Origin of the sequence: Streptomyces sp. NBC_01296 (assembly GCF_035984415.1) — a bacterium.
Taxonomy (GTDB): domain Bacteria; phylum Actinomycetota; class Actinomycetes; order Streptomycetales; family Streptomycetaceae; genus Streptomyces.
On sequence record NZ_CP130720.1, the window covers coordinates 214,746 to 234,264 of the forward strand.

Consider the following 19,519-nt stretch of genomic DNA (forward strand, 5'->3'; position numbering starts at 1 on the left):
AAGCAGCTGGAGTTGTCGATGACGCCGTGTATAGAAAGAATTCGGATTCCGGTGCTGGCCCTGGTTGCGGCCTTTTTTATCGCGTTGAGCGGCTGTACGGCGGGATCGGGCGACCAATCCACGCAGGGGCCGCCGATCGGGCAGCCGAAACGAGTGTCCGGGTGTCCGGCAAGCGGATTGGACGTCGCCGGTACCAGTCTCCCGGCGCCCCCGCCGGCGAAACCGCTCTATGTAGCTCTGGGGGATTCCTATTCCTCGGGCGAAGGAGCCCCTTTCGAGACCGCATGTGGTCCGGAGTTTCTGCGCGGGACCATGAACGAGGGCCAGGCCGGATCGACCGTGTGCCACCGCTCGGCCGGCGCTTGGCCGGTGAAGGTGTGGCAGGAATTGGGCAGTGATTACGGGCTTGACTTTCACGCGTGCAGTGGTGCGACCATAAACGACTTCTACGGACCCAACCACGCTCATCCACGGGAGGAGCCCCAGCCCCAGAGCCATTGGCTCGCACTCTCGCCGACCGCGCCGAATGCCGATGTCAAACTCGTCACCCTCACCTTCGGCGGGAACGACGTGGACTTCTCCGAGACGATGGACTACTGCGCCAACCTCCTCTCCAATCAATCCGGGAGCTGTCTGGCCGGCCAGGCGATAGCCAATGAAAAGATAGTCTCACTTGGCGGAGAGCCCGGCAGCTGGCCGGGCCACCGCACCCTGGCCGAATTCTATTCGGATCTTCGGACTGCCGCACCCGCCGCACGCGTTCTGGTTGTGGGATACCCCCGCCTCTTTCCCGCCTCGCCTCCGCGAACCGGCTGCGGCGGTGACGCCGGCCGCAATTTCTCCGAAATAGATATGATCGGACTCAATCAGACTGCCGATGCGGCAAACCGTGCCATCAAGACTGCGGCACGTGCTGCGGGATTCGAGTACGTGGACGTCGGTGACGTCATGGCCGGCCATGACGTCTGCGCATCCGACAACTGGATCAACCGCGCGCTGACACATGCGGTGCAGCAGAGTTTCCACCCGAATTCGGCAGGCCAGCGAGCGATTGCAGCCCGGGTCCTCGCCTGCGTCAGGACCAAGGCCTGTGGTGCCTCCCCTGCCGACTTCCAGGTCTTTGGCCGCAGCAGGGGTTCAGTTCAGGTGGATGGTACGACCGACAGCGTGACCGTCACCCCGCCCCTCGGGGCCGATCGTTACAGTGCCCTCTGGGGGTTGTACTTCGCGGGTCAGGGCTGTGCTACGACGGTCGAATTCGACGTAGTCGCCCCAACATCCCCTCCGAACAGTAACTTCGGTTTCGCAGTGGCACCGAGAAGCGGGCTCGCGCAGGACCAGCCGGTCGGAGCATCCGTCCAGTACGAGCAGGAGGCGCCCCCCGACTTCCCAGTACTGGGAACCTTCGTTAGGCCGGCTCTTCTGCCCGGGGGCGCCTGGACCGTCGACGTGTCACCGAAACCGGCGCCTCTGATAGCGGGGCGAACCCGCCACGTCAGTGTCTCCGGAGTGAATCGATCGCTGACCATCAAGCTGGATGGAGAGCTCGCGGCCAGCTACAGCCAGAGCGGCGAATGCGGAGGTGTCTCCATCCGTGTGTGGGGATCGCCCTTCACCTTCGAAAATCTCAGTATCAGGAGCTCCTAAGTGGGCATTAAAAGAGAGTTTGTGTCAGTAAGTCGGACTCGGGTGGGTCAGATTTGAGGTGTTTGCTCCGTACGCACCCCCTCGCATCCGTAGACCTCTCGACACGGCCGCCCGTTTGCTCCGTTCCTCGTGCATGAAGTCCGTCTGGTTCGAAGATGAGGCGGAAACGCCGGGCAACAGCGGAACGGAACCTTCCGGCACAGCCGTGCTCACGCTACGGCGTGAGCCAGCGCAAGCCCTACCCCAGCGACCTGTCCGACGCCCGATGGGCCCTCATCGAGCCGACACTGGCAGCCTGGCGCAAAGCCCGGCTCGACCGCAGGCCCACCGGCCAGCCACCCAAGGTCGACTTACGTGACGTGTTCAACGCAATTCTCTACGTCAACCGCACAGGAATCCCCTGGAAATACCTTCCGCACGATTTCCCGGGCCACGGCACGGTCTATTTCTACTACGCGGCCTGGCGCGACGAGGGAATCTTCGTTCAGCTCAACTACGACCTCACCGGCCTGGCTCGCGTCAAGGAGGGCCGCACACCCGAGCCGACCGCCTCAGTGATCGACACCCAGAGCGTCAAGACCTCCACCAACGTGCCCCTGACCAGCCAGGGAACCGATGCCGCCAAGAAGATCGTCGGACGGAAGCGAGGCATCCTCACCGACACGATCGGCCTCATCCTCGCCGTGACCGTCGCCGGCGCCGGCCTCTCCGAGAACGCCATGGGAATGCGCCTTCTCGACCAGGCCAAGGAAACCTACCCGACCATCTCCAAGAGCTGGGTCGACACCGGCTTCAAGAACGCCGTCGTCGAGCACGGCGCCCAGCTCGGAATCGACGTCGAAGTAGTCAACAGAAAACCCGGAGTTCGCGGATTTCACGTCGTGAAACGACGCTGGGTAGTGGAGCGGAGTATCGGCTGGATCATGATGCACCGGCGTCTCGCCCGCGACTACGAGACCCTCACCACCAGCTCCGAAGCCATGATCCACATCGCCTCCATCGACAACCTCAGCAAGCGCATAACGGACGAGACCACACCAACCTGGCGAGGAACCTACTAGGAGATAAAGGGCAATCCGCCTAGATCAAACGCCCTCTGAGGTGCCTCGCCAAAGACGTTCCACCGTCTGTCTGACACGGCCGCCGCCCGCCGCCTTCTGTCACCCACTCAGGGGAACGATTCCGTGTGGGTGACAGGCAGCTCCCTCGTGCGGGTGACACGTTGTCAGCGCCCGTTCGTAGCGTCCGGCCGTGACGATTCCACCGCCTTCGGGCGGTGCCTCCTCAAGGCGGTGACCTTCGGATGAGCCTCACCACCGGACTGCACAGTCCCCGTACTCCGCTGCGCCGGTTCCTGGACCGCGAACTGTCAGCCGGCCCACGGCCGCTGCGCGACTCCTTCCGCGCCCAGCACCAAACCGCCCACCTTCTGCTGCCCGGGCCCGGCGTCGGCACCGAGGCCGGCAACGTCGGCACCGCAATCGACCAGCGACTACGCCTCGCCTTCACGACGGCCGCACCCGTGGACCTGGCCACGGAGGCCGGGATCGACCTCACCGGCGGCATCGGCCGGGGAGCGGGGCTCCGGATGCGCGGTCGGCAACGAGCTCGCCGCGCGCCTGGCCGAGACCGTGCACCGCCTCGACCTCGACAACCGCGCGTTGTCGATGGACCGAGCCCACGACGAGGAGGAGGACCTGGCCCGCATGCTGCTCGCCGGCGCCTGGTACCAGGTGATGGCCCGCAACCCGTACGGATTCACCTACACCCAGCTGTACCTCACCGCGCTCGAGGACCCCGGCGGCTTCACCCTCGACCGGCTCTTGCAGCTCCCCAACCAGGACATGGTCGACGACGTCGTCCACCAGCTGTACCTGGCCACCACCGGTCCCCTGGAGGCGCTGCGCGCCCGCACCCGGCCCCAGGACTGCACCGGCGGGCCCACCTTCCCGGGCGTCAACATCACCGCCGACGCCGACCTCGTGGTCGACGGCCTGCTGCTCGACTTCAAGAGCACCAAGCACCCCTTCGCCCGGGGACTGTCCAAGCAGACCGCGAACCAGCTGATCGGCTACCTGCTCCTCGACACCGCCGACCGCTACCGGATCGACACCCTGGGCCTCTACCTCACCCGCTCCGGCGTCCTCGCCTGCTGGCCCGTAGAGGAGTACCTCAGCCTCCTGGGCACCTGCCGCCGCGACCTGCCCACCCTGCGCACCGTCGTCGCCGAACTCCTCGCCGGCTGCCAGGCCGACGCCATCCCGCAAGGACAGGAGGAAGAGGGCCAGGCCCGCGAGCTCCTTGAGCGCCTGGCCCCCGTCATCGAAGCCGGCCACTGCCCGGTCTGCGCCCAGCCGCTGCCCGCCTCCGCCCGTCGCCCTCGCATGTACTGCTCCCGCTGGTGCACCGGGCGGGCCTCCACCCTCCGCAAGCGGCAGAACCTAGCGCCAGGACGCCCTGCGGCCACGGTCCCCCGCCTCAACCAGCGATGCGGATCCAAGACCACCCTCGCCGCCCTCCACCGACCCTGAACAGGACGACAGCAGAGTCCCGCGACACCCGCTTCACCGCATCAAGAACGGTGCACTTTCATCCGTACGCGCTGGTGCACGTTCACTTGCACGCCGACGACACTTCGGTGGTGTTTCTGCGGCGAATCTTGGTCCAGGCGCGGTCGCGGGCTCCAGGCCGGTAGCGCTGGTTGAGGGCTTTGACGACCAGGCCGTCGACGCCGGGGTTACTGCTTGGTGTTGGGCTGAGGCGCAGATCAGGGCGGTGTTCTGCCGTTCCCGCTCACTGTCATGGAGTGAGTAACGGCCGCCCGCGCCGAAGAGTGTGAGCGCTCACACCAATGCCGTCAACAACTCTGACAGGTAAGAGGTTCTGATGGCGCTTCAGTAACGGACAGATTGCGGCACGGTACTTGACGACCTCTCATGCCCCATGGTCTTCTCCGTGAACACACCAGATGTTCGACTTTCAAATTGTTAGCGCTAACAATGCGTCGGAGATCCGGTGTCCCCACCCCGCAGGGGTCACGTCTTGCCGCCGCCTCGGACGTGCCGGTCCGCACGCACGCACCGAGAAGGACCGACCCCTGCCCAAGTCGCCCGTAGGAGGGTGCAGATGAACGCTCTCGGTACAGCTCCGCAAACCTCGACACGGCGAGGATGGCGGCCGCGGATGGCCGCCCTGCTCTCGATGGTCTTCGTGGCCGGCTTCCTGGCGATGGTGAACCCGTCGTCCGCCTCGGCTGCCTCGGTCGACACCGGCAAGTGGTACGTGCTGGTGAACCGCAACAGCGGCAAGGCGCTGGACGACTACAACTTCGCCACCGCCGACGGCTCGCCAGTCGTCCAGTGGACCCGCTCCAGCAACGAAGTCCAGCAGTGGCGCTTCCTGGACTCCGGCAGCGGCTACTACCGCCTGCAGAACCGTAACTCCGGCAAGGTCCTGGACGACTACAACTGGTCCTCGGCCGACGGCACCGACGTCGTCCAGTGGAGCGACCTCAACGCGACCAACCAGCAGTTCCGCCTCGCCGACTCCGCCGGCGGCTACGTCCGCCTCCTGAACCGCCACAGCAGCAAGGCCCTCGAGGTCCAGAGCGCCTCCACCGCCGACGGCGGCAAGATCGTCCAGTACGCCGACTGGGGCGGCGGCAACCAGCAGTGGCAGCTCGTCCCCGTCGCCGACGTCGGCACCGGCACCGGCACGTGCGCTCTTCCGTCGACCTACCGCTGGACATCGACGGGCCCGCTGGCGGAGCCGGCGAACGGGCAGGTCGCGTTGAAGGACTTCAGCACCACCACGTACAACGGCAAGCACCTGGTCTACGGGACGACCTCCAACGGAACGTCGTGGGGCTCGACGGGGTTCAGTCCCTTCACGAACTGGTCGGACATGGCGACGGCCACCCAGACGGGGATGAACGATCCCGCGGTGGCGCCCGAAGTGTTCTACTTCGCGCCCAAGAACGTCTGGGTGATGGTGTCCCAGTGGAGTCAGTGGCCGCTTTATTACCGCACGTCCAGCGACCCCACCAACCCCAACGGCTGGTCCGCCTCGCAGCCGCTGTTCACCGGCAGCCTCCCCGTCGACCCCCAGGGCCAGAAGGACGCCCCGATCGACCCGACCATGATCGCCGATGGCCAGAACATGTACCTGTTCTTCGCCGCCGACAACGGCAAGATCTACCGGGCCAGCATGCCGATCGGGAACTTCCCCAGCAGCTTCGGCTCCTCGTACACGACGGTCATGAGCGACACAACGGACCTTCTGTTCGAGGCGCCGGAGGTCTACAAGGTCCAGGGCCAGAACCAGTACCTCATGATCGTTGAGGCGCAGGGTACGAACCGCTACTTCCGCTCGTTCACCGCCTCCAGCCTGGACGGTCCGTGGGCCGTCCAGGCCGGCAGCGAGAGCAGCCCCTTCGCGGGCCAGGCCAACAGCGGTTCCACCTGGGCCAAGGGCGTCAGTCACGGCGACCTGGTCCGCAACAACCCAGACCAGACCAAGACCATCGATCCCTGCAACCTGCAGTTCCTCTACCAGGGCCTCCCCACCAACACACCGGCGGGCACCGACTACCTGAAACTGCCGTACCGGCCGGGCCTGCTCACCCTGCAGCGCTGACCCGCCTGATCCACGGTGATCGCAATGGGGTGCGGTCCGCCGACACGTAGACGAGCTGTCTACGGCGTGGGCAACTTCACCTGCTGACCGATACTCACCGCACCGAGGACCCCAGCCGCGCATCGGCTGGGGTTCCTCATCCTGTGTCCCGTCCGCATTGGGCGGCGGGGCGCGGTCCAGGGTGCCCGAGCGCCACAGGCTGTTCAGGACCACGGCGCTGGCCATCAGTGACAGGACCAGCCCCGCGTCCGTGTACCCGGACCACAGGGCCCATCCGACGCAGCCCGCCTCGCCCTCGACCGCGATCTCCTCCCCGTGAGCCCTCACCTACGCCGCCCCGCAGACCGTGGGTCGTGGCGGGTGGATCAGCTCGTCCAAGCCTTGAGCTGAGCGGCGACCTCCCGCACCGGGAGCCCGTCCCGTGCCGCGCGGGTCAGGGGGAGCACGGTGTCCAGGCCGGGGCTCACAGGTAAACCGCACGCCGCCAGGTAGGCCGCGGTCACCGTGGCTGCGAACAGCAGGTTCCTCACCTCCAGGCTGGGGTTTCTGGCCAGCTCGCACAGCAGAGCCGCCGCCTTGTGGTGAGGCTCGGGGTAGACCTCGTGGTCGAGGACCTCCGCACGATGACGTGCTTCTGCCGCGACCGGCACCCCGTAGTCGACGACCTCGGGATCCCCTGGTATCTGCTGGGCCACTGCCAAGATCCAGGCGAGGTCGATCCGGAGGTTCACGCGGCGTCCCTCGGCGCGGTCTCTGCCTGTCCTGCCGGCAGGCCGGGGTACCGGTCCTCACCGAATTCCGCCTCGAACCGGTCGGCGTAGCTGGCCAGGAAAGCCGAGGCGCCGGCCATGAAGGCGGCGCGTGACTCCTTCACGTCCTGCTCGATCAGATCGGCCACGTACCCCTGCAGGCTCAAACCGCGGCGCTTGGCCCTTTCCTCCGCGGCCGCCTTGACGCCCTCGTCCAGTCGGATGTTCGTCTGCTTTCCCATACCCACCACCATAGCTAGCCGCTGATACCAACCGCTAGCAAAAGGAGGAACCGGGGGCAGCGCCCTTTCGCGCAGCCGAACGACTCCCGCAGCTCGAAACTGGAACTGCTGCTAGTCCGGGCCTAGAGGAGGGCAACAGCACCCCGACGGCCAGGCTGCTTGCGACCCAGGCGCCGATTCCGGCCGCGATGATGCCCCCGACAGGTCCTTGGGCTCGTGGGCAACGAGCGCACAGCACAGGGACCCGCTGAGTAGACCGGCGGTGGAAGCGAACTCGGCCTCTTACCCGCCGCGGTGCAGCACCTGCTCGACCAGGGCCCGCACGCCGGCCGCGGCCGTCACGAGCAACGGCCCGGTCACCATGCCCACGAGGACCGCGGCCCACCACCGCATCGCGCTCACCCCCACAGCAAGACCATGGTCACCGAGGCGATCATCAGCGCCACGAACACCCCGACCACGCTCTGCCCGCTGTCCACGCCGTGGGTGTCGTCGTGGCGTGCCTCCAGCCGGGAGCTGGCCGCGACGCAGCCGCTGGCCAGGACACCCAGCAGAGCGCCTGCCGTGTCCGGGAAGGCGGTGAAGGCCGCCAGCTGTCCGCCGACCAGGGCGGCCGTCCCGGCCCCGGCCCGCCAGGCCGTCGGCCGCGATCCCCGGTCGGCCTGGCGCCGAGGTACGCCTTCGGTCGGCGTGACCACTCTCGAAGCGAGACCCGTCCGGGGCCGCGTGCCGGCGCCCGCCGTGATGGCGACGGTCGCCTCGGCGACCCGCAAGGAAGCCGCAAGGGCCTGGAGTCGCCGGGCAACGGCTGCCGCGCTCGCGGGCCGCTGCTGCGGATCCTTGCTCAGCAGCTCCGCCGCCAGCCGCTCGAGCTCGACGGGTACCTCAGGCCGCAAGGAGCGGACCGCGCGGGCACCCGGTGAAGGTGCTGGGTGAGCACCGGCCATCCGCCGCCCGCGAAGGGCGGCGCGCCGGTCAGCAGCTCGGACCGCAGGCAGCCCAGCGAGTACAGGTCGCTGCGGGAGTCGATCTCCGCGTCGCCGCGGGCCTGCCCCGAAAACATGTACGACGGCGTACCGATGCGATCCCAGGGGGATTCCGAGGTAGAGGGCGGCGGAGCGGCGGGAACGGCCGGTGGCCATCTGGACGAGGCGGATCGCCGCGTCCCGCCGCAGTTGCCGTCTCGGCGCGTTGAGTTCATCGAGCGGGGGTGCCAGTGCTCGGGCAAAACAGCGGGGATGGCGCGGGAGTCGAGTCGGCCCCGGTGGGTGGCGGGCTGGGGGAAGAGGGCGGGCTGCCCAACGGCTTTGTGGACATTGACATGCACATCGTCCGCCGCGACCCCCACGAACACGGGATTCGCCGTCCTGCCGCGCCGTTGACGGCCCCCTTCTGCTCCGTCGCGCGGCGCAGCTGCTCCTGGTACTCCGCCTGCTGCGCCTTCATCTGCTCCGCTCGGCGGGCGGGGGCGGCGTCGCGGCGGGGATTGCCGATCGCGTCGCGCAGCGCATGCGCGTGGGCACGGCCGAAGCGGAGGAAGACCGGTCCGTTAGGGCCGTGGTCACGTGGGTTGCGGCGGTTATCGGGGACGGCCAGTTCCTCGGACGGGAAGCATGCTCACTCACCGCATCCGAAGGCAGTGACCTTCTGAGCCTTGGTAGAGCCCACGCCCTCGGCACCGCCTATCTCGTGACTTTGATGCCCGCACTGGGCCGTCAGAGGCCTCCCACGACCTTGTGCGGCTTGATCCTCACGATCACGCGGTCGGCATCGTTGACCGACGCCGGGTTGAATTCCGCGTACCTCTTGCCGGTGTACTTGAGCGACAACTCGTCGATCAGCTCGCGGCCGGGGTCGGCGGTCACTTCCGCGATGCCGCGGATCTCGGCGTATGTATACGGCGCGTCGGCGGGCTGCACTACGACGCTGACCCGGGGGTCGCGGGTGAGGTTCTTGTACTTCTGACGGTCGATAGTCGTGGAGAACAGCACAGCATCACCGTCCCGCTTCACCCACACGGGGGACACCTGTGGGCTGCCGTCTGGCTGGATGGTGGCAACGGTGATGAAGACGGGCGAGTCCAGGAGCGTCTTCAGCCTGTCGGACAGTTCGGCGGGCATGGTGCTCTCTCCCTGAGTCAGGATGACCCCTGCACGGGCCGGGGCCGTACGCTTACCCGATACTGCGCCAACGCACCACTCACCACGGGCATTCGCCCACCGCGCGTCGCCCTCCTCGCGGTGCTGGTGACCGCGGCCAGCGTGCAGGACTCCGTCGCCGGCACTGCGCTACTCGACCAGGTCGCCGCCGGCCACCCCGGCATCCGCAAGGTGTGGGTCGACGGCGGTTACCGCCAGCACCTCGTCGAGCATGCTGCGGCCCTCGGCATCGACATGGAGATCACCGCCCGCAAGCCCGGGACCAGGGGGTTCACTCCCATCCCGAAGCGCTGGGCGGTCGAGCGGACCTACGGCTGGCTCATGCTCCACCGCCGCCTGGCCCGCGACTACGAGACCCTCCCCACCCGCTCCGAAGCCGTGATCCACATCGCCATGACCGACCTCATGGCCCGCCGCCTAACCGGCGAGAACACCATCTCCTGGCGCGACCCGACACACCAGACCAAACAGAAGATCCCGGGATAAAACAGAGGGATAAAACGACCTCTGAGTACCGCGTAGCGGGGCAGGGTGGGGATCACCCGCCACCGTCCGGCTGGGCGGGCACCCGGACATCGGCCTCAGCCGCAGCGGGCGGGTGGGGCGGCCCGCACCGCCCTCCGCGAACTCCGCCACGCTCGTGGGTAACCCGGACGGCCCGGGCGCCGTTGAACCGGGCGTGACCACGACGATGCGGCTCACGCCCGTCATCGGCGTGCAGCGAAGTAGCGGTGAAACGGTTCCTCGACCCGACCTGGAGCCGCTCTTCGCCGAGCTCGCCGCCCGGTGTGCCAGCGCCTCCACCTGGACAGTGGTCGTAGCCAGCCCGGCTCCCGCCTCGGATACCGTGTTCCTCTACGGGGTGCCATAACGGATGTGACGCCCCCCACCGGAGGTAGTCAGCGTATGAGTTCAAAGCGCAGCAAGAATCCAGCCCTGCCCGTACTTGACGACGCATTCCGACTCGCGTCGGTCAAGGACGCCGAAGAGTCCACCCGTGACTTGGCCGCGCGGCTGGCCACCACCGAGCTGCGCCGCGTTTCCCACCCGGGCCGGGTCACCTGGGAGCCCACCGATCAGGCCGAGCCCGTACCGGTCCCGCCGACTGTGGTCGACGGTGACGGGGACCTGTGGCTGCGGGACCGGGGCACTGGCACCTGGACCATGCCCGAGTTCAACCCGAAGGAGTTCCCGGCCCGCTGTGGCGAGGTTCTGACGTGGAACCAGCTTGCCCGCGAGTTCGGCCCGCTGACCGCACTGGCCGACGACCGCCGCATCGGCGGCGGCCGGCGCTGACCGCGCAGCCTTCTGGGATGACCGCGCCCCTGAAGCGCCCGTTACGGGTAGCTGGGAGCTCCAGCTCACCGCCGAGCTCGACGATGGCGGCGAGCAGGTGAGCGTGGTGGTGGCGTGCGACGGAGCCCCCGCCACTGCTGGAGGACAAAGTGGCGGGCCCCCGGCGGTTGACCGCCGGGGGCCCGCCACCGTTCAAGATCAATCCTTAGCGTTACTGACTTCGGCTTTTCAAGGTGAGGCTGGTGCGTCGAGGGCGAGGCCGGTGCCAGCTATGAAGCCGTCGAGGGTGTGGGGCCGGTATTGAAGGCGTTTGAGCCGGTTGCGGACGAGTGCTTCGAGGCGGTCGAGTGCCATGACGGCGAGGTTGGCGAGGCTGCGTTTGACGTGTGCCCAGACGCCCTCGACCGGGTTCAGGTCGGGTGAGTAGGCGGGCAGCAGGAAGACCGTCAGCCACTCACGCTCTGCCACGAATTCCTGCATCCTGCGGGAAACGTGGGTGTCGAGCCGGTCCCAGACCAGCACGATCGGCGCCCTGACCAGCTGATGGACTCCGTCGAGCAGAGCGATGAAGTCCCGCTCGCCCATACTGCGACGTGTTCCGTTGCCGGCGGGGTGGGTCCGCAGGCGGTGACACAGCCGAGTCCGGGAGCCGGGCCGCATCGCGATCAGGCCGGCCACCGACAGCCGTCCCGAGCGGCGCCCGCTGACCGTCACGACCGGCGTGATGCCGCGCCGGCCCCAGGTCCGTCCCCGGGGCGGCCGTCGGGTGAAGCCGGCTTCGCCCTCGAAGCAGACGTAGCCCCCGCAGGCCGCCCGGGCCCTTTTACCTCCGCCCAGGTCGCCTCCCGCCACGTGCTCACGGCCTGCTCGTCGCGTTCGGCGACCCGCCGCGCGGGCACCTGCGGGGAGAACCCGAGCCGGTGCATCAACCGGGTGGCACCCGAGACGCTGTAGGAAATGTGGAACTTCCTGCCGATCAGCGTGACCACCCTCGACGCGGTCCACACCTGGTCCTCCACCCAGCCGTGCGCGGCCGGCCCCTCCTCCAGATACACGGCCAGCTTCTCCAGACACCGCGAGGACAGACGGCACCGCGACCCGCTCGGACCGCGGGAAGCCAGAGCCTGAACACCGCCGTCCCGCCACAACTGGTGCCACTGATAAGCCGACTTCACGCTCACCCGCAGCCGCCGTGCGACTTCCGACGGCTTGACCTTCTGCTCGAACAGTTCAGCCGCCTGCATCCGTACCGTCTCGCGCCGCTGACGTCCTGTCGGAGTCAGCCCTCCCCCATCCGCATATCTCACACACCACGAATACAGTCACCCACCCACACCCATCAGGAACATCGCAACGATTCACCCCAACGAGCTCAAGTCAGTAGATAGAACTTCTTGTCGCCCAGCCAGAAGGTGCCACTGAGCCGGATCGCCACCTTCCCGCCCTTCTCGATGGTCCCCGAGGCGGGGGTCACCACGACGCCCGGCGCAGCCTTCTGATTCGTGCGTTCCGGCCGCGTTCCGTACTCGGGCCTCAGTTCCGGATAGGCGAATTCGGCGAGGACCGCGTACGCCTTGAAGGATGCCCTCTCCTTCACAGGGGACACGTAGATGCCGCCCCCAGGGTTGAGAGTCCCGCAGGTGAGGAATTCGTCCCCGACCTTCGTCGGCCTGCCGGGCCGCAGGCTACCCGGGATGAAGATGTTGCCCTTCAGGCCCTCCTCGAACGGCTTGATCTGGTCGCCGCTCCCGGGCGGCTGGGAGGGCTTGGCCTTCAGATCCTGCTCGCCCGGCGGCTTGACCGGAAGCGTGCCCGGGCTCTTGTGCGCCGGTAGCGAGGGCGTCGCCGTGGACTCCGTACCACGCCCGTTGCCCTGGGACGGGGAACCACCTGCGGAACCGGCCGAGGATCGAGCCGGAGAACCGCCCGATGAGCCCCCGGAGGGGTCTGCTGAGGACAGTCCATCCTGACATGCCGTCACCGACACCATCAGCATCGTCGCCAGCGCCATGCCGGCCCGTACCCGCACCCCACCTCGTGACATGACACCGAGTGTGAGCCCTGCCGGCTGATCGTCTCAAGGACGGAACAGGCGTAGCCGGAGCGTAAAGACCCTCTTCTCCACGAACGTCATTGACGCTCCGCAGCCTCACAGACCGCAGGTCAGAGGCCAAGTAGCGAGGCGACCACCACGGCGAGAACTGACAGCACCAGCGCCTGGACCTGGCGCGCTCATCGCGCCGTCACAGCCAGCGCCGCCATCTAAACCAGCCGCAGCGCACAGCCCCGTACAGATCGGCCTCCCCTCATCCTCCGGGGGAGGCCGATCTCATGTCGAGATCCAGTGATGTTCCGCAGCGGCCCGTCTCGCGTACGGAGGGGGCCTCTTCAGGCCGGCGCCGCCCCGGCGCCAGCCCCCGGCCCTGACCTCCGACCCTCTCCTCCCTCGATCACCGCCTGCCGGCGCCTGTCCGAAGACGGCCTCGGACAGGCGCCACAGCGCCATCGCCGCCAGCCCCACCAGCAGCACCCGGCCGAACGGCTGCTCGCCGATGGTCCCGCCCGGTGCGTGAGCGCTGCCGCACCGGGGTTCCACGTCGTCTGGACTGCGGCCCGGGCGCCTGGGACAGTGGGGGGACAACCAGCCTGGTCTGGTGGGAGACCCTGTGCCGCCCTGGCGCCCCCGTTCGGTGGCCAGTTGACGGGCACGGGCGGTCTCGCTCGGCTGCTCGCGGCCCTATGCCGCGTGCTCAACGGCCACCTTGCCCGCATCGGCGGGCGACCGTGATGGGCTCGACCCCTGAACGGGGCGAACCATGAACGACGCAATTCTCGTCACCATGAGCCACGATCCGAAGGGCACCGTCATCACGGTGACCGGCGAGCTGGACATGGACACCTGCCCGGCCCTGCGACAAGCCATCACCACCGCAGCGGCCAACCAAGCCCCCCTGCACCTGAACCTTGCCGGCGTGTCCTTCATGGAGGTCATCGCGCTGCGTCTGCTGCTCGACCTCCACCGCGACTTCCAACAGCGCGCAGTACTCCTGGACATCAGCGGATTCCAGCGGCAGCCCACACGGCTGCTCACCCTCACCTCCAGCCGCCACCTCCTCCGCCGCCGCACCCGGCCAGCACAGGCCGCTCCCCACCCGGTCTCCGTGCAACTGCGTTCGCCCTCGAGCCTCGCCGGCGCCCGCGTCGCAGCTGTCGCACCCTACCAATGCTGAACACCCCAGCCTACGCGTGAGAGCCCCGCCCGACGGGCCGCCATCCACCGGGACAAGAGCCGGGCATCCACCACCGCGCCGGACCATGGGGATTGCCCGATACTTCCTTGGAAACGGTCCTGCCGGGGACGGCTGACAGCCGTCACCGGGCGCATGGCTCCTGGTGCAGCCGAAATGCACGGCCTGTCTGCGGGCCGCTGCTGTCAGGTGTGCAGGCAGCTGTTGGGGCCGTCCTGGTCTCCGGCGCTCTCGTCATTGAACCAGTAGTCCCCTGCGGCCAGGTACCGGAAGGAGTGCGTACTCGCAGGTGGCAGCTCGACCGTGACAGCCCGCTTTCCGTCCTTGCGTGACTGCAGGGTGTGGACGCCGGGCTGCCAGTCGTTGAAGTCGCCCACCACGCTGACCGGCCCGGGCGGAATGTCAGCGGGAAGAATGAAGGTGACCTCGGTGCGGTCCTTGCGCAGCAAGCGCTCCAGCATGGGGAATCGGCTCCTGACGGAAGGGCGGATGGAGTACGCCCATCCTGCGCACCGGACCCGCAGCCCGCATTCCGGCGCATCCGCTCCCGGCTACGCATCACCCTCCCGCCACGATCCGTATCCGAAATGGTGCGAAACGTGACGCTTCGTGTCAGCGTGGGCGGCAGGAATCCGTACCCCGCGCAGCAAGGGAGTCGCCGTCATGGGCGGTATGCAGGACAAGCGCCAGGAGCCGGGCAAGGGCCGCGAGGAGCAGCAGCGTCCTCACAGGCCCGGCCAGGACCCGGTCCACCCCGAGCCCGGCGCCCCGTCCCGCGGCAAGAGCCCTGATGAGATCAAGTGCCGCGAGGACGACCCGCTCCGCGAGGAGCGCGACCTGCGCGAAGAGGACTTCTGACAGCACAGCACAGAACCCCACGCAGGCAGAGCCCGGCCAGGCGCCCCGAGGCACCCCGGCCCGGCTCTGTCACGCCTGCAGGCAGACCTTGGCTGTGTCCCGGCGAGAGCGTGAACCCCGCGCACGAAGGACGGGTATAGGCCCGGGGAGCCCGTCGGTCCCAATCCGGCGCGTGCAGGTGGAAAGCGCACCGCGCAGTGTCGTCGTGCGCGTCGGCGGCGAAATGGACATCGACTGGGCACCCCTGCTGTATGAAGCCCTTGAATCGGTGATCACGCGGCCTGACTGCCCGGGCGAGATCGTCGTCGACCTGGCCGAGCTCACCTTCTGCGATCCTCCGGCCTCAACGCCCTCCTCCAGGCCCGCCTGACCGCCGAAGGGCACGGCCGAACCATCCGCCTGCACGCCCCGTCCCCGCAGGTCACCCGCCTCCTGGAAGTCACCGGCACCGACCAGCTGTTCCCGGTCACGGACACCTGACCAGCCGCTCCCCGGCCGGCCTGGCCCTACTGCCTCGCGCCCGATGGCGTCCCGACGACGTGGCGTGAACCCAGGCTGCCCCGGCGACCGGGCGGGTGACCTCTGCCTTACCCACGGCCGTGTACCGCGGAACCCGGCTCGCGTACGCGCCATGATGCACGGATTCATTCCCCGAAATTCTTCGCCGCTGGAGTTTTCTGTGCTCGAACGCAAGCAGGCCAAGGGCCGTACCCAGGTCACCTTCATCCTCCCCGCCGACACCCCGGACGGGCCGGTCAGCGTCGTCGGAGACTTCAACCACTGGAACCCGCCGCCCACCCCCTCGAGCCCCGCGGCGACGGCACCCGCGCCGCCACCGTCACCCTCCCCGCCCACAGCACCCACTCCTTCCGCTACCTCGCCGCCGGCGACTACTGGTTCAACGACGAACACGCCGACCACCACGACGGCACCAACAGCCACATCCACACCTGACCAACGACCCACCGGCACCCGCCCGAACGCCCGCGGGCCAGGCGCAGTCGGCCTTCCGGGGCGCCGGCCTTGATTGCCAGGCCCTGACCACCGAGGTGAGACCCCTGTGAGCAGACCGGTCGGTCTTTCGGAAGGCAGCCTTGCTGCCCTGCAGCATCTGAGGGAGACGCGGGAGATCAACACCGTGATCCTCCGTTACGGGGACGTGCCGGGTGTCCTGGTCCCGGAGGTTGCGGGCAACCTGACCCATGACGAGCTGTTGCAGGCCTTGCCTGCGGACGAGCCGCGGCTGGTCGTCCATGAGCTGTCCTTCGCCAGTGCGGAGGGCACGCGAAGGAACGAGCACCTGCTGATCTTCTGGATGCCGCCGGATGCCAGTGGCCAGGAGGAGGCGTACACGGCCGGGTACACCGCGCTGAAGGAGTTCCCCATCGACGTTCAGGTCCACCTCACCGCCAGGCGGACAGGGCAGCTGGAGTATCAACGGCTCGTCGCCCTGGCCGGCTGAAGGCTTGAACGGCTGCCGGGGCCGGGCGCCCAGCACCACCGCGGCCGCCGCGCGGTGTAACTGCGCGGCGGCCGCCAAGCCTTCACCTCAATCGGAACACGTCCATCCGGTCGGCTCTAGGAGCCGGGTCAGACCTGGCCTCGCCACTGTCCGGTGGCCGAGCCGCGGTCTTCGATGAAGTGCTTGAACCGCTTCAGGTCGCCCTTGACCTGCCGGTCGACGAAGCCGAGCTTGTCGCCGATGTTCTCCGCCATTCCCTCGGGGTCGAAGTCCATCATCAGTGTGACCTGCGTGTGGGTGGGATCGATGGGCTGGAAGGTCACCAGGCCGGACTGCTCGCTCTCGCCTCCGACGGTCACCCACGCCACCTTGGTGTCCGGGATCTGCTCGGTGATCTCCGCGTCGAACTCCCGCTCGACACCGCTGATCTTCGTCACCCAGTGCGTGAGCGTGTCCGTGCGCTGCTCGATCCGCTCCACCCCGTCCATGAACTGTGGGAACGACTCGAACTGTGTCCACTGGTCATACGCCGTACGGACCGGAACCTCGACCTCGATGGACTCCTTGACCTGTGACATGACGCGTCTCCTTTGATCTGGGGTGGTGAAGCGGGAACCGGGCGGTCTCGGGCCTGCCCGACGCCCGCAAGGGGCACCGCATCCGTGCCCGCTCACCGCGCGCCTGCCCCGGCAACCGGGTAGTGACTCACCGAACGAGCCCACTTCCCGGACCCGGCAGACCCCAGCAGTGGCGGCCCGGGCGAAACCCTGAACGGCTGCTACAGGGAGCCCCGACCGAGCAGGCACAGCACGACCCAACGATGGCACAACACCTGTTGCGGTCGCTGCCGTCGAAGGCCATGGCGTTGAGCTGCAAGGAGTCGTGCCCCGCTGCCGGCACGGCGGCGGATTTCCGCACATCACGCCGCCTCACTGCCGGTTGCGGGTCAGGCGAACGGGCCGCCGAACGGGCCGGCGGGGCCGTAGTAGAAGGCCAGCTGCTCGCGGTAGCCCGCGTCGCCGAGGTGCTTTTCCCGGTGGAACTCCGGGGAGCCCTTGATCTGTTCCTTGGTGCGCTCCACGTGGATCGTCCGCGGCTCCGGGTCGATCGAGATCACGGTGCCGGCTGGCAGGAGTACTTCCTTGCCGAAGATCCACACACCTGTATCGACGACCAGGTAGGCGTCACCGACCTCGTCGGAGTGCTTGTCGACCGTACCGATGCTTCCGTCGACCGCCTCGACCTTGTAGCCGGTGAGATCGGTACCGGCCAGGTGGCCCGACGTCGACTTGTAACTCCACACATGCTCGGTCACGTGAAAACAACTCCTCCGGTTTGAATGAAAGGATTGAACGGCGTCTGCCCCGACCTTCCCTCTGTACACGTACGAATTTCCCCTTCAACTGCATTACGGGAAAAGGCGGATGTACTCGCGGGCGTTTCGTGGTTGACCGGCGTCCTACGGTGGCCGTCAGCCCTCACGGCCCGGCAGGAGCTCCTTGGCCTTGGCCACGGCGAAACCCCAGCCCTGGGCCACGGTCGGTTTGCCGGGCACGGCCACTTCCTCCGGGTTGGTGAGCACGTCCAGCAGCACCGGCCCCGGCGTCTCGAAGGCCCGGCGTACGCTCTCGTGGAGCTCGGCCGGGTCGGTGACCCGGATCCCCGTCAGGCCGAGGGCCGTGGCAACCGCGGCGAAATCGGGGTTGTCGAGTTCCGTGCCGAATTCGGGCAGGCCCGCCTGCTCCTGTTCCAGCTTGACCATGCCCAGGCGGCGGTTGTCGAAGACGACGAGTTTCACCGGCAGCCGGTAGGTCTTGATGGTCATGAGGTCGCCGAGCAGCATGCTCAGCCCGCCGTCCCCACAAAACGCCACGATCTGCCGGTCGGGCGCCCACAGCTGGGCACCGAGGGCCTGGGGCATGGCGTTGGCCATCGAGCCGAGGTTGTACGAGCCGATCAGGCGCCGGTCGCCGTGCATGGCGACGAAGCGGGAGAGCCAGACGGTGGCCATGCCGGTGTCGGAGGTGAAGACGGCGTCGGCGTCGGCGTAGGCATCCACCGCCGCGGCCAGCGCCTCCGGGCGGATGGCGTGATCGCGGTTGTCCAGGGCGGCCCGTAGCTTCCCGGTCCAGCGGTGCTCGTGGGCGGGGTCGGCCAGACGTTGCTGTCCCTCCTGCCACTGGAGGAAACGCTCCCGGGCGTCGTCGAGGTGCGTACGGTCCGGGACCGCCTTCAACAGCGGCAGCAGGGCCCGCAGCGTGGCGCCGACGTCACCGGCCAGGCCGACGTCCACGGGGGTGCGGCGCCCCAGGTGGTCCTCGCGGGAGTCGACCTGGATCACCTTGCCGTCCTTCGGGTACCACTCCCGGTAAGGGAAGTCGGTCCCCAGCATGAAGAGCACGTCCCCGCTGTCGAGCGCGTGGGCGGCGGCGGGGTTGCCGATGAGGCCGGTCTGGCCCACGTGGAAGGCGTTGTCGTCCTCGAAGCCCTCCTTCGCCTTCAGCGTGAGCACCATGGGCGCCGCCAGCAGTTCGGCGGTCCGCAGGACCTCGGTACGGGCCTCGCGGGCGCCCTGGCCGACGAGGAGGGTCACCCGGGACGCGGCGTTCAGCAGCTCGGCGGCCCGGGCGAGGGCCGGGTCGTCGGGCCGGGTGACGGCGCGGTCGAGGGCGAACCGCGTGGGCCTGTCGTCGCTCAGCTCCTGATCGCCCAGGTCGCCGGGGACGGTCAGTACGGCCACTCCGCCCTGGGTCACGGCGGCGCGTACGGCCGATTCGAGCAGGCGCGGCATCTGGTCCGGGGAGGTGACGGTGGCCCGGTGGACGGCGACGTCGCGGAAGAGCAGGTCGTTGTCGACCTCCTGGAAGTAGTCGCTACCGATCTCGGCGAGGGGGACCTGGCCGCAGATGGCCAGGACGGGCGTGCGGCTCTTGGCGGCGTCATAGAGGCCGTTGAGCAGGTGCACGGATCCGGGTCCCACCGTGCCCATGCACACCCCGAGGGTCCCGGAGAGCTGGGACTGCGCCGAGGCGGCGAAGGCCGCGGCCTCCTCGTGCCGGCAGCCGACCCAGTTCAGGCCGATGGATGTGCGGATGGCTTCGGTCAGCGGGTTCAAGGCGTCTCCGACGACGCCGAAGACGTGCTGGACGCCGAGTTCTTCGAGTGCGTCGACGATGACGTGGGCGACGGTGCGTGCCACGGGACTGCCCTTCGTTTGCCGGTT

At 68.1% G+C, this 19,519-nt stretch carries 20 protein-coding genes and 1 pseudogene; 11 read left to right on the forward strand and 10 right to left on the reverse strand.

Features of this window, described 5'->3' with window-relative positions; translation table 11 throughout:
- The first annotated feature begins 18 nt into the window (after positions 1-18).
- The 4 genes from OG299_RS00995 (at position 19) to OG299_RS01010 (ending at position 6,282) form a co-directional block, all read left to right on the forward strand.
- Complete coding sequence (locus tag OG299_RS00995) at positions 19-1,647, forward strand: SGNH/GDSL hydrolase family protein (RefSeq protein ID WP_327364423.1); 1,629 nt, start codon at positions 19-21, stop codon at positions 1,645-1,647.
- 221 nt (positions 1,648-1,868) lie between these two features.
- Positions 1,869-2,708 (forward strand): IS5 family transposase, encoded by an 840-nt coding sequence (locus tag OG299_RS01000; RefSeq protein ID WP_327360048.1) that lies wholly within the window; start codon positions 1,869-1,871, stop codon positions 2,706-2,708.
- 570 nt (positions 2,709-3,278) lie between these two features.
- Entirely contained in the window at positions 3,279-4,178 is a 900-nt protein-coding gene (locus OG299_RS01005) for a hypothetical protein (RefSeq protein ID WP_327360049.1), read from the forward strand.
- A gap of 652 nt (positions 4,179-4,830) precedes the next feature.
- Positions 4,831-6,282 carry a non-reducing end alpha-L-arabinofuranosidase family hydrolase gene (locus tag OG299_RS01010; RefSeq protein WP_327360050.1) on the forward strand — a complete coding sequence of 484 codons (1,452 nt, stop codon included), beginning with the start codon at positions 4,831-4,833 and terminating at the stop codon, positions 6,280-6,282.
- Between the two features lie 365 nt (positions 6,283-6,647).
- Here the strand turns inward: OG299_RS01010 and OG299_RS01015 are convergent, their stop codons facing one another.
- The 4 genes from OG299_RS01015 to OG299_RS01030 form a co-directional block, all read right to left on the reverse strand.
- Positions 6,648-7,013 carry a hypothetical protein gene (locus OG299_RS01015; RefSeq protein WP_266659454.1) on the reverse strand — a complete coding sequence of 122 codons (366 nt, stop codon included), beginning with the start codon at positions 7,011-7,013 and terminating at the stop codon, positions 6,648-6,650.
- Positions 7,010-7,273 carry a hypothetical protein gene (locus OG299_RS01020; protein WP_266659456.1) on the reverse strand — a complete coding sequence of 88 codons (264 nt, stop codon included), beginning with the start codon at positions 7,271-7,273 and terminating at the stop codon, positions 7,010-7,012. Before OG299_RS01020 ends, OG299_RS01015 begins: the two co-directional genes overlap by 4 nt.
- A gap of 398 nt (positions 7,274-7,671) precedes the next feature.
- The gene (locus tag OG299_RS01025; RefSeq protein WP_327360051.1) at positions 7,672-8,169 is read right to left on the reverse strand and encodes a serine/threonine-protein kinase; all 498 of its coding nucleotides are present in this window, start codon (positions 8,167-8,169) and stop codon (positions 7,672-7,674) included.
- A gap of 819 nt (positions 8,170-8,988) precedes the next feature.
- Entirely contained in the window at positions 8,989-9,393 is a 405-nt protein-coding gene (locus OG299_RS01030; protein WP_327360052.1) for a PPOX class F420-dependent oxidoreductase, read from the reverse strand.
- Positions 9,394-9,504: 111 nt separating this feature from the next.
- On the opposite strand from OG299_RS01030, the pseudogene OG299_RS01035 reads away from it, so the two are divergent.
- Together OG299_RS01035 and OG299_RS01040 are read left to right on the forward strand one after the other, a co-directional pair.
- A pseudogene (locus OG299_RS01035) lies at positions 9,505-9,918 on the forward strand (transposase); the annotation flags it as partial.
- A gap of 420 nt (positions 9,919-10,338) precedes the next feature.
- Positions 10,339-10,728: a hypothetical protein gene (locus OG299_RS01040; RefSeq protein ID WP_079403197.1), complete on the forward strand. Its 390-nt coding sequence runs from the start codon at positions 10,339-10,341 to the stop codon at positions 10,726-10,728.
- 228 nt (positions 10,729-10,956) lie between these two features.
- Here OG299_RS01040 and OG299_RS42580 read toward each other — a convergent pair.
- Together OG299_RS42580 and OG299_RS01055 are read right to left on the reverse strand one after the other, a co-directional pair.
- Positions 10,957-12,035 (reverse strand): IS630 family transposase gene (locus OG299_RS42580; RefSeq protein ID WP_442817468.1). Its coding sequence is split into 2 segments (ribosomal slippage): positions 10,957-11,534 and positions 11,534-12,035, totalling 1,080 coding nucleotides; the frame shifts between segments, so codons are not numbered across the junction.
- A gap of 65 nt (positions 12,036-12,100) precedes the next feature.
- A complete protein-coding gene (locus tag OG299_RS01055; protein ID WP_327360054.1) occupies positions 12,101-12,739 on the reverse strand; it encodes a hypothetical protein in 639 nt (212 codons plus the stop codon).
- A gap of 805 nt (positions 12,740-13,544) precedes the next feature.
- Between OG299_RS01055 and OG299_RS01060 the strand changes: the two genes are divergently transcribed.
- Entirely contained in the window at positions 13,545-13,958 is a 414-nt protein-coding gene (locus tag OG299_RS01060) for an STAS domain-containing protein (protein ID WP_327360055.1), read from the forward strand.
- A gap of 203 nt (positions 13,959-14,161) precedes the next feature.
- On the opposite strand, the gene OG299_RS01065 is transcribed toward OG299_RS01060, so the two are convergent.
- Positions 14,162-14,437, reverse strand: a complete 276-nt coding sequence (locus OG299_RS01065) for an isoamylase early set domain-containing protein (RefSeq protein WP_327360056.1) — start codon at positions 14,435-14,437, stop codon at positions 14,162-14,164.
- 202 nt (positions 14,438-14,639) lie between these two features.
- Here OG299_RS01065 and OG299_RS01070 point away from each other — a divergent pair, with 202 nt between their 5' ends.
- The 4 genes from OG299_RS01070 (at position 14,640) to OG299_RS01080 (ending at position 16,296) form a co-directional block, all read left to right on the forward strand.
- Complete coding sequence (locus OG299_RS01070; protein WP_327360057.1) at positions 14,640-14,834, forward strand: hypothetical protein; 195 nt, start codon at positions 14,640-14,642, stop codon at positions 14,832-14,834.
- A 172-nt stretch (positions 14,835-15,006) separates the two neighbouring features.
- Complete coding sequence (locus OG299_RS01075) at positions 15,007-15,204, forward strand: STAS domain-containing protein (RefSeq protein WP_327360058.1); 198 nt, start codon at positions 15,007-15,009, stop codon at positions 15,202-15,204.
- Positions 15,201-15,314, forward strand: a complete 114-nt coding sequence (locus OG299_RS42585; protein WP_442817573.1) for an STAS domain-containing protein — start codon at positions 15,201-15,203, stop codon at positions 15,312-15,314. Before OG299_RS01075 ends, OG299_RS42585 begins: the two co-directional genes overlap by 4 nt.
- A 580-nt stretch (positions 15,315-15,894) precedes the next feature.
- The gene (locus tag OG299_RS01080; RefSeq protein WP_327360059.1) at positions 15,895-16,296 is read left to right on the forward strand and encodes a cofilin family protein; all 402 of its coding nucleotides are present in this window, start codon (positions 15,895-15,897) and stop codon (positions 16,294-16,296) included.
- A gap of 128 nt (positions 16,297-16,424) precedes the next feature.
- Here the strand turns inward: OG299_RS01080 and OG299_RS01085 are convergent, their stop codons facing one another.
- The 3 genes from OG299_RS01085 to OG299_RS01095 form a co-directional block, all read right to left on the reverse strand.
- Positions 16,425-16,874, reverse strand: coding sequence for an SRPBCC family protein (locus OG299_RS01085; protein ID WP_327360060.1), 450 nt, complete (start codon positions 16,872-16,874; stop codon positions 16,425-16,427).
- A gap of 368 nt (positions 16,875-17,242) precedes the next feature.
- Positions 17,243-17,611: a PRC-barrel domain-containing protein gene (locus tag OG299_RS01090; RefSeq protein WP_327360061.1), complete on the reverse strand. Its 369-nt coding sequence runs from the start codon at positions 17,609-17,611 to the stop codon at positions 17,243-17,245.
- A gap of 156 nt (positions 17,612-17,767) precedes the next feature.
- Positions 17,768-19,495 (reverse strand): thiamine pyrophosphate-dependent enzyme, encoded by a 1,728-nt coding sequence (locus OG299_RS01095; RefSeq protein WP_327360062.1) that lies wholly within the window; start codon positions 19,493-19,495, stop codon positions 17,768-17,770.
- Between the last annotated feature and the right edge of the window lie 24 nt (positions 19,496-19,519).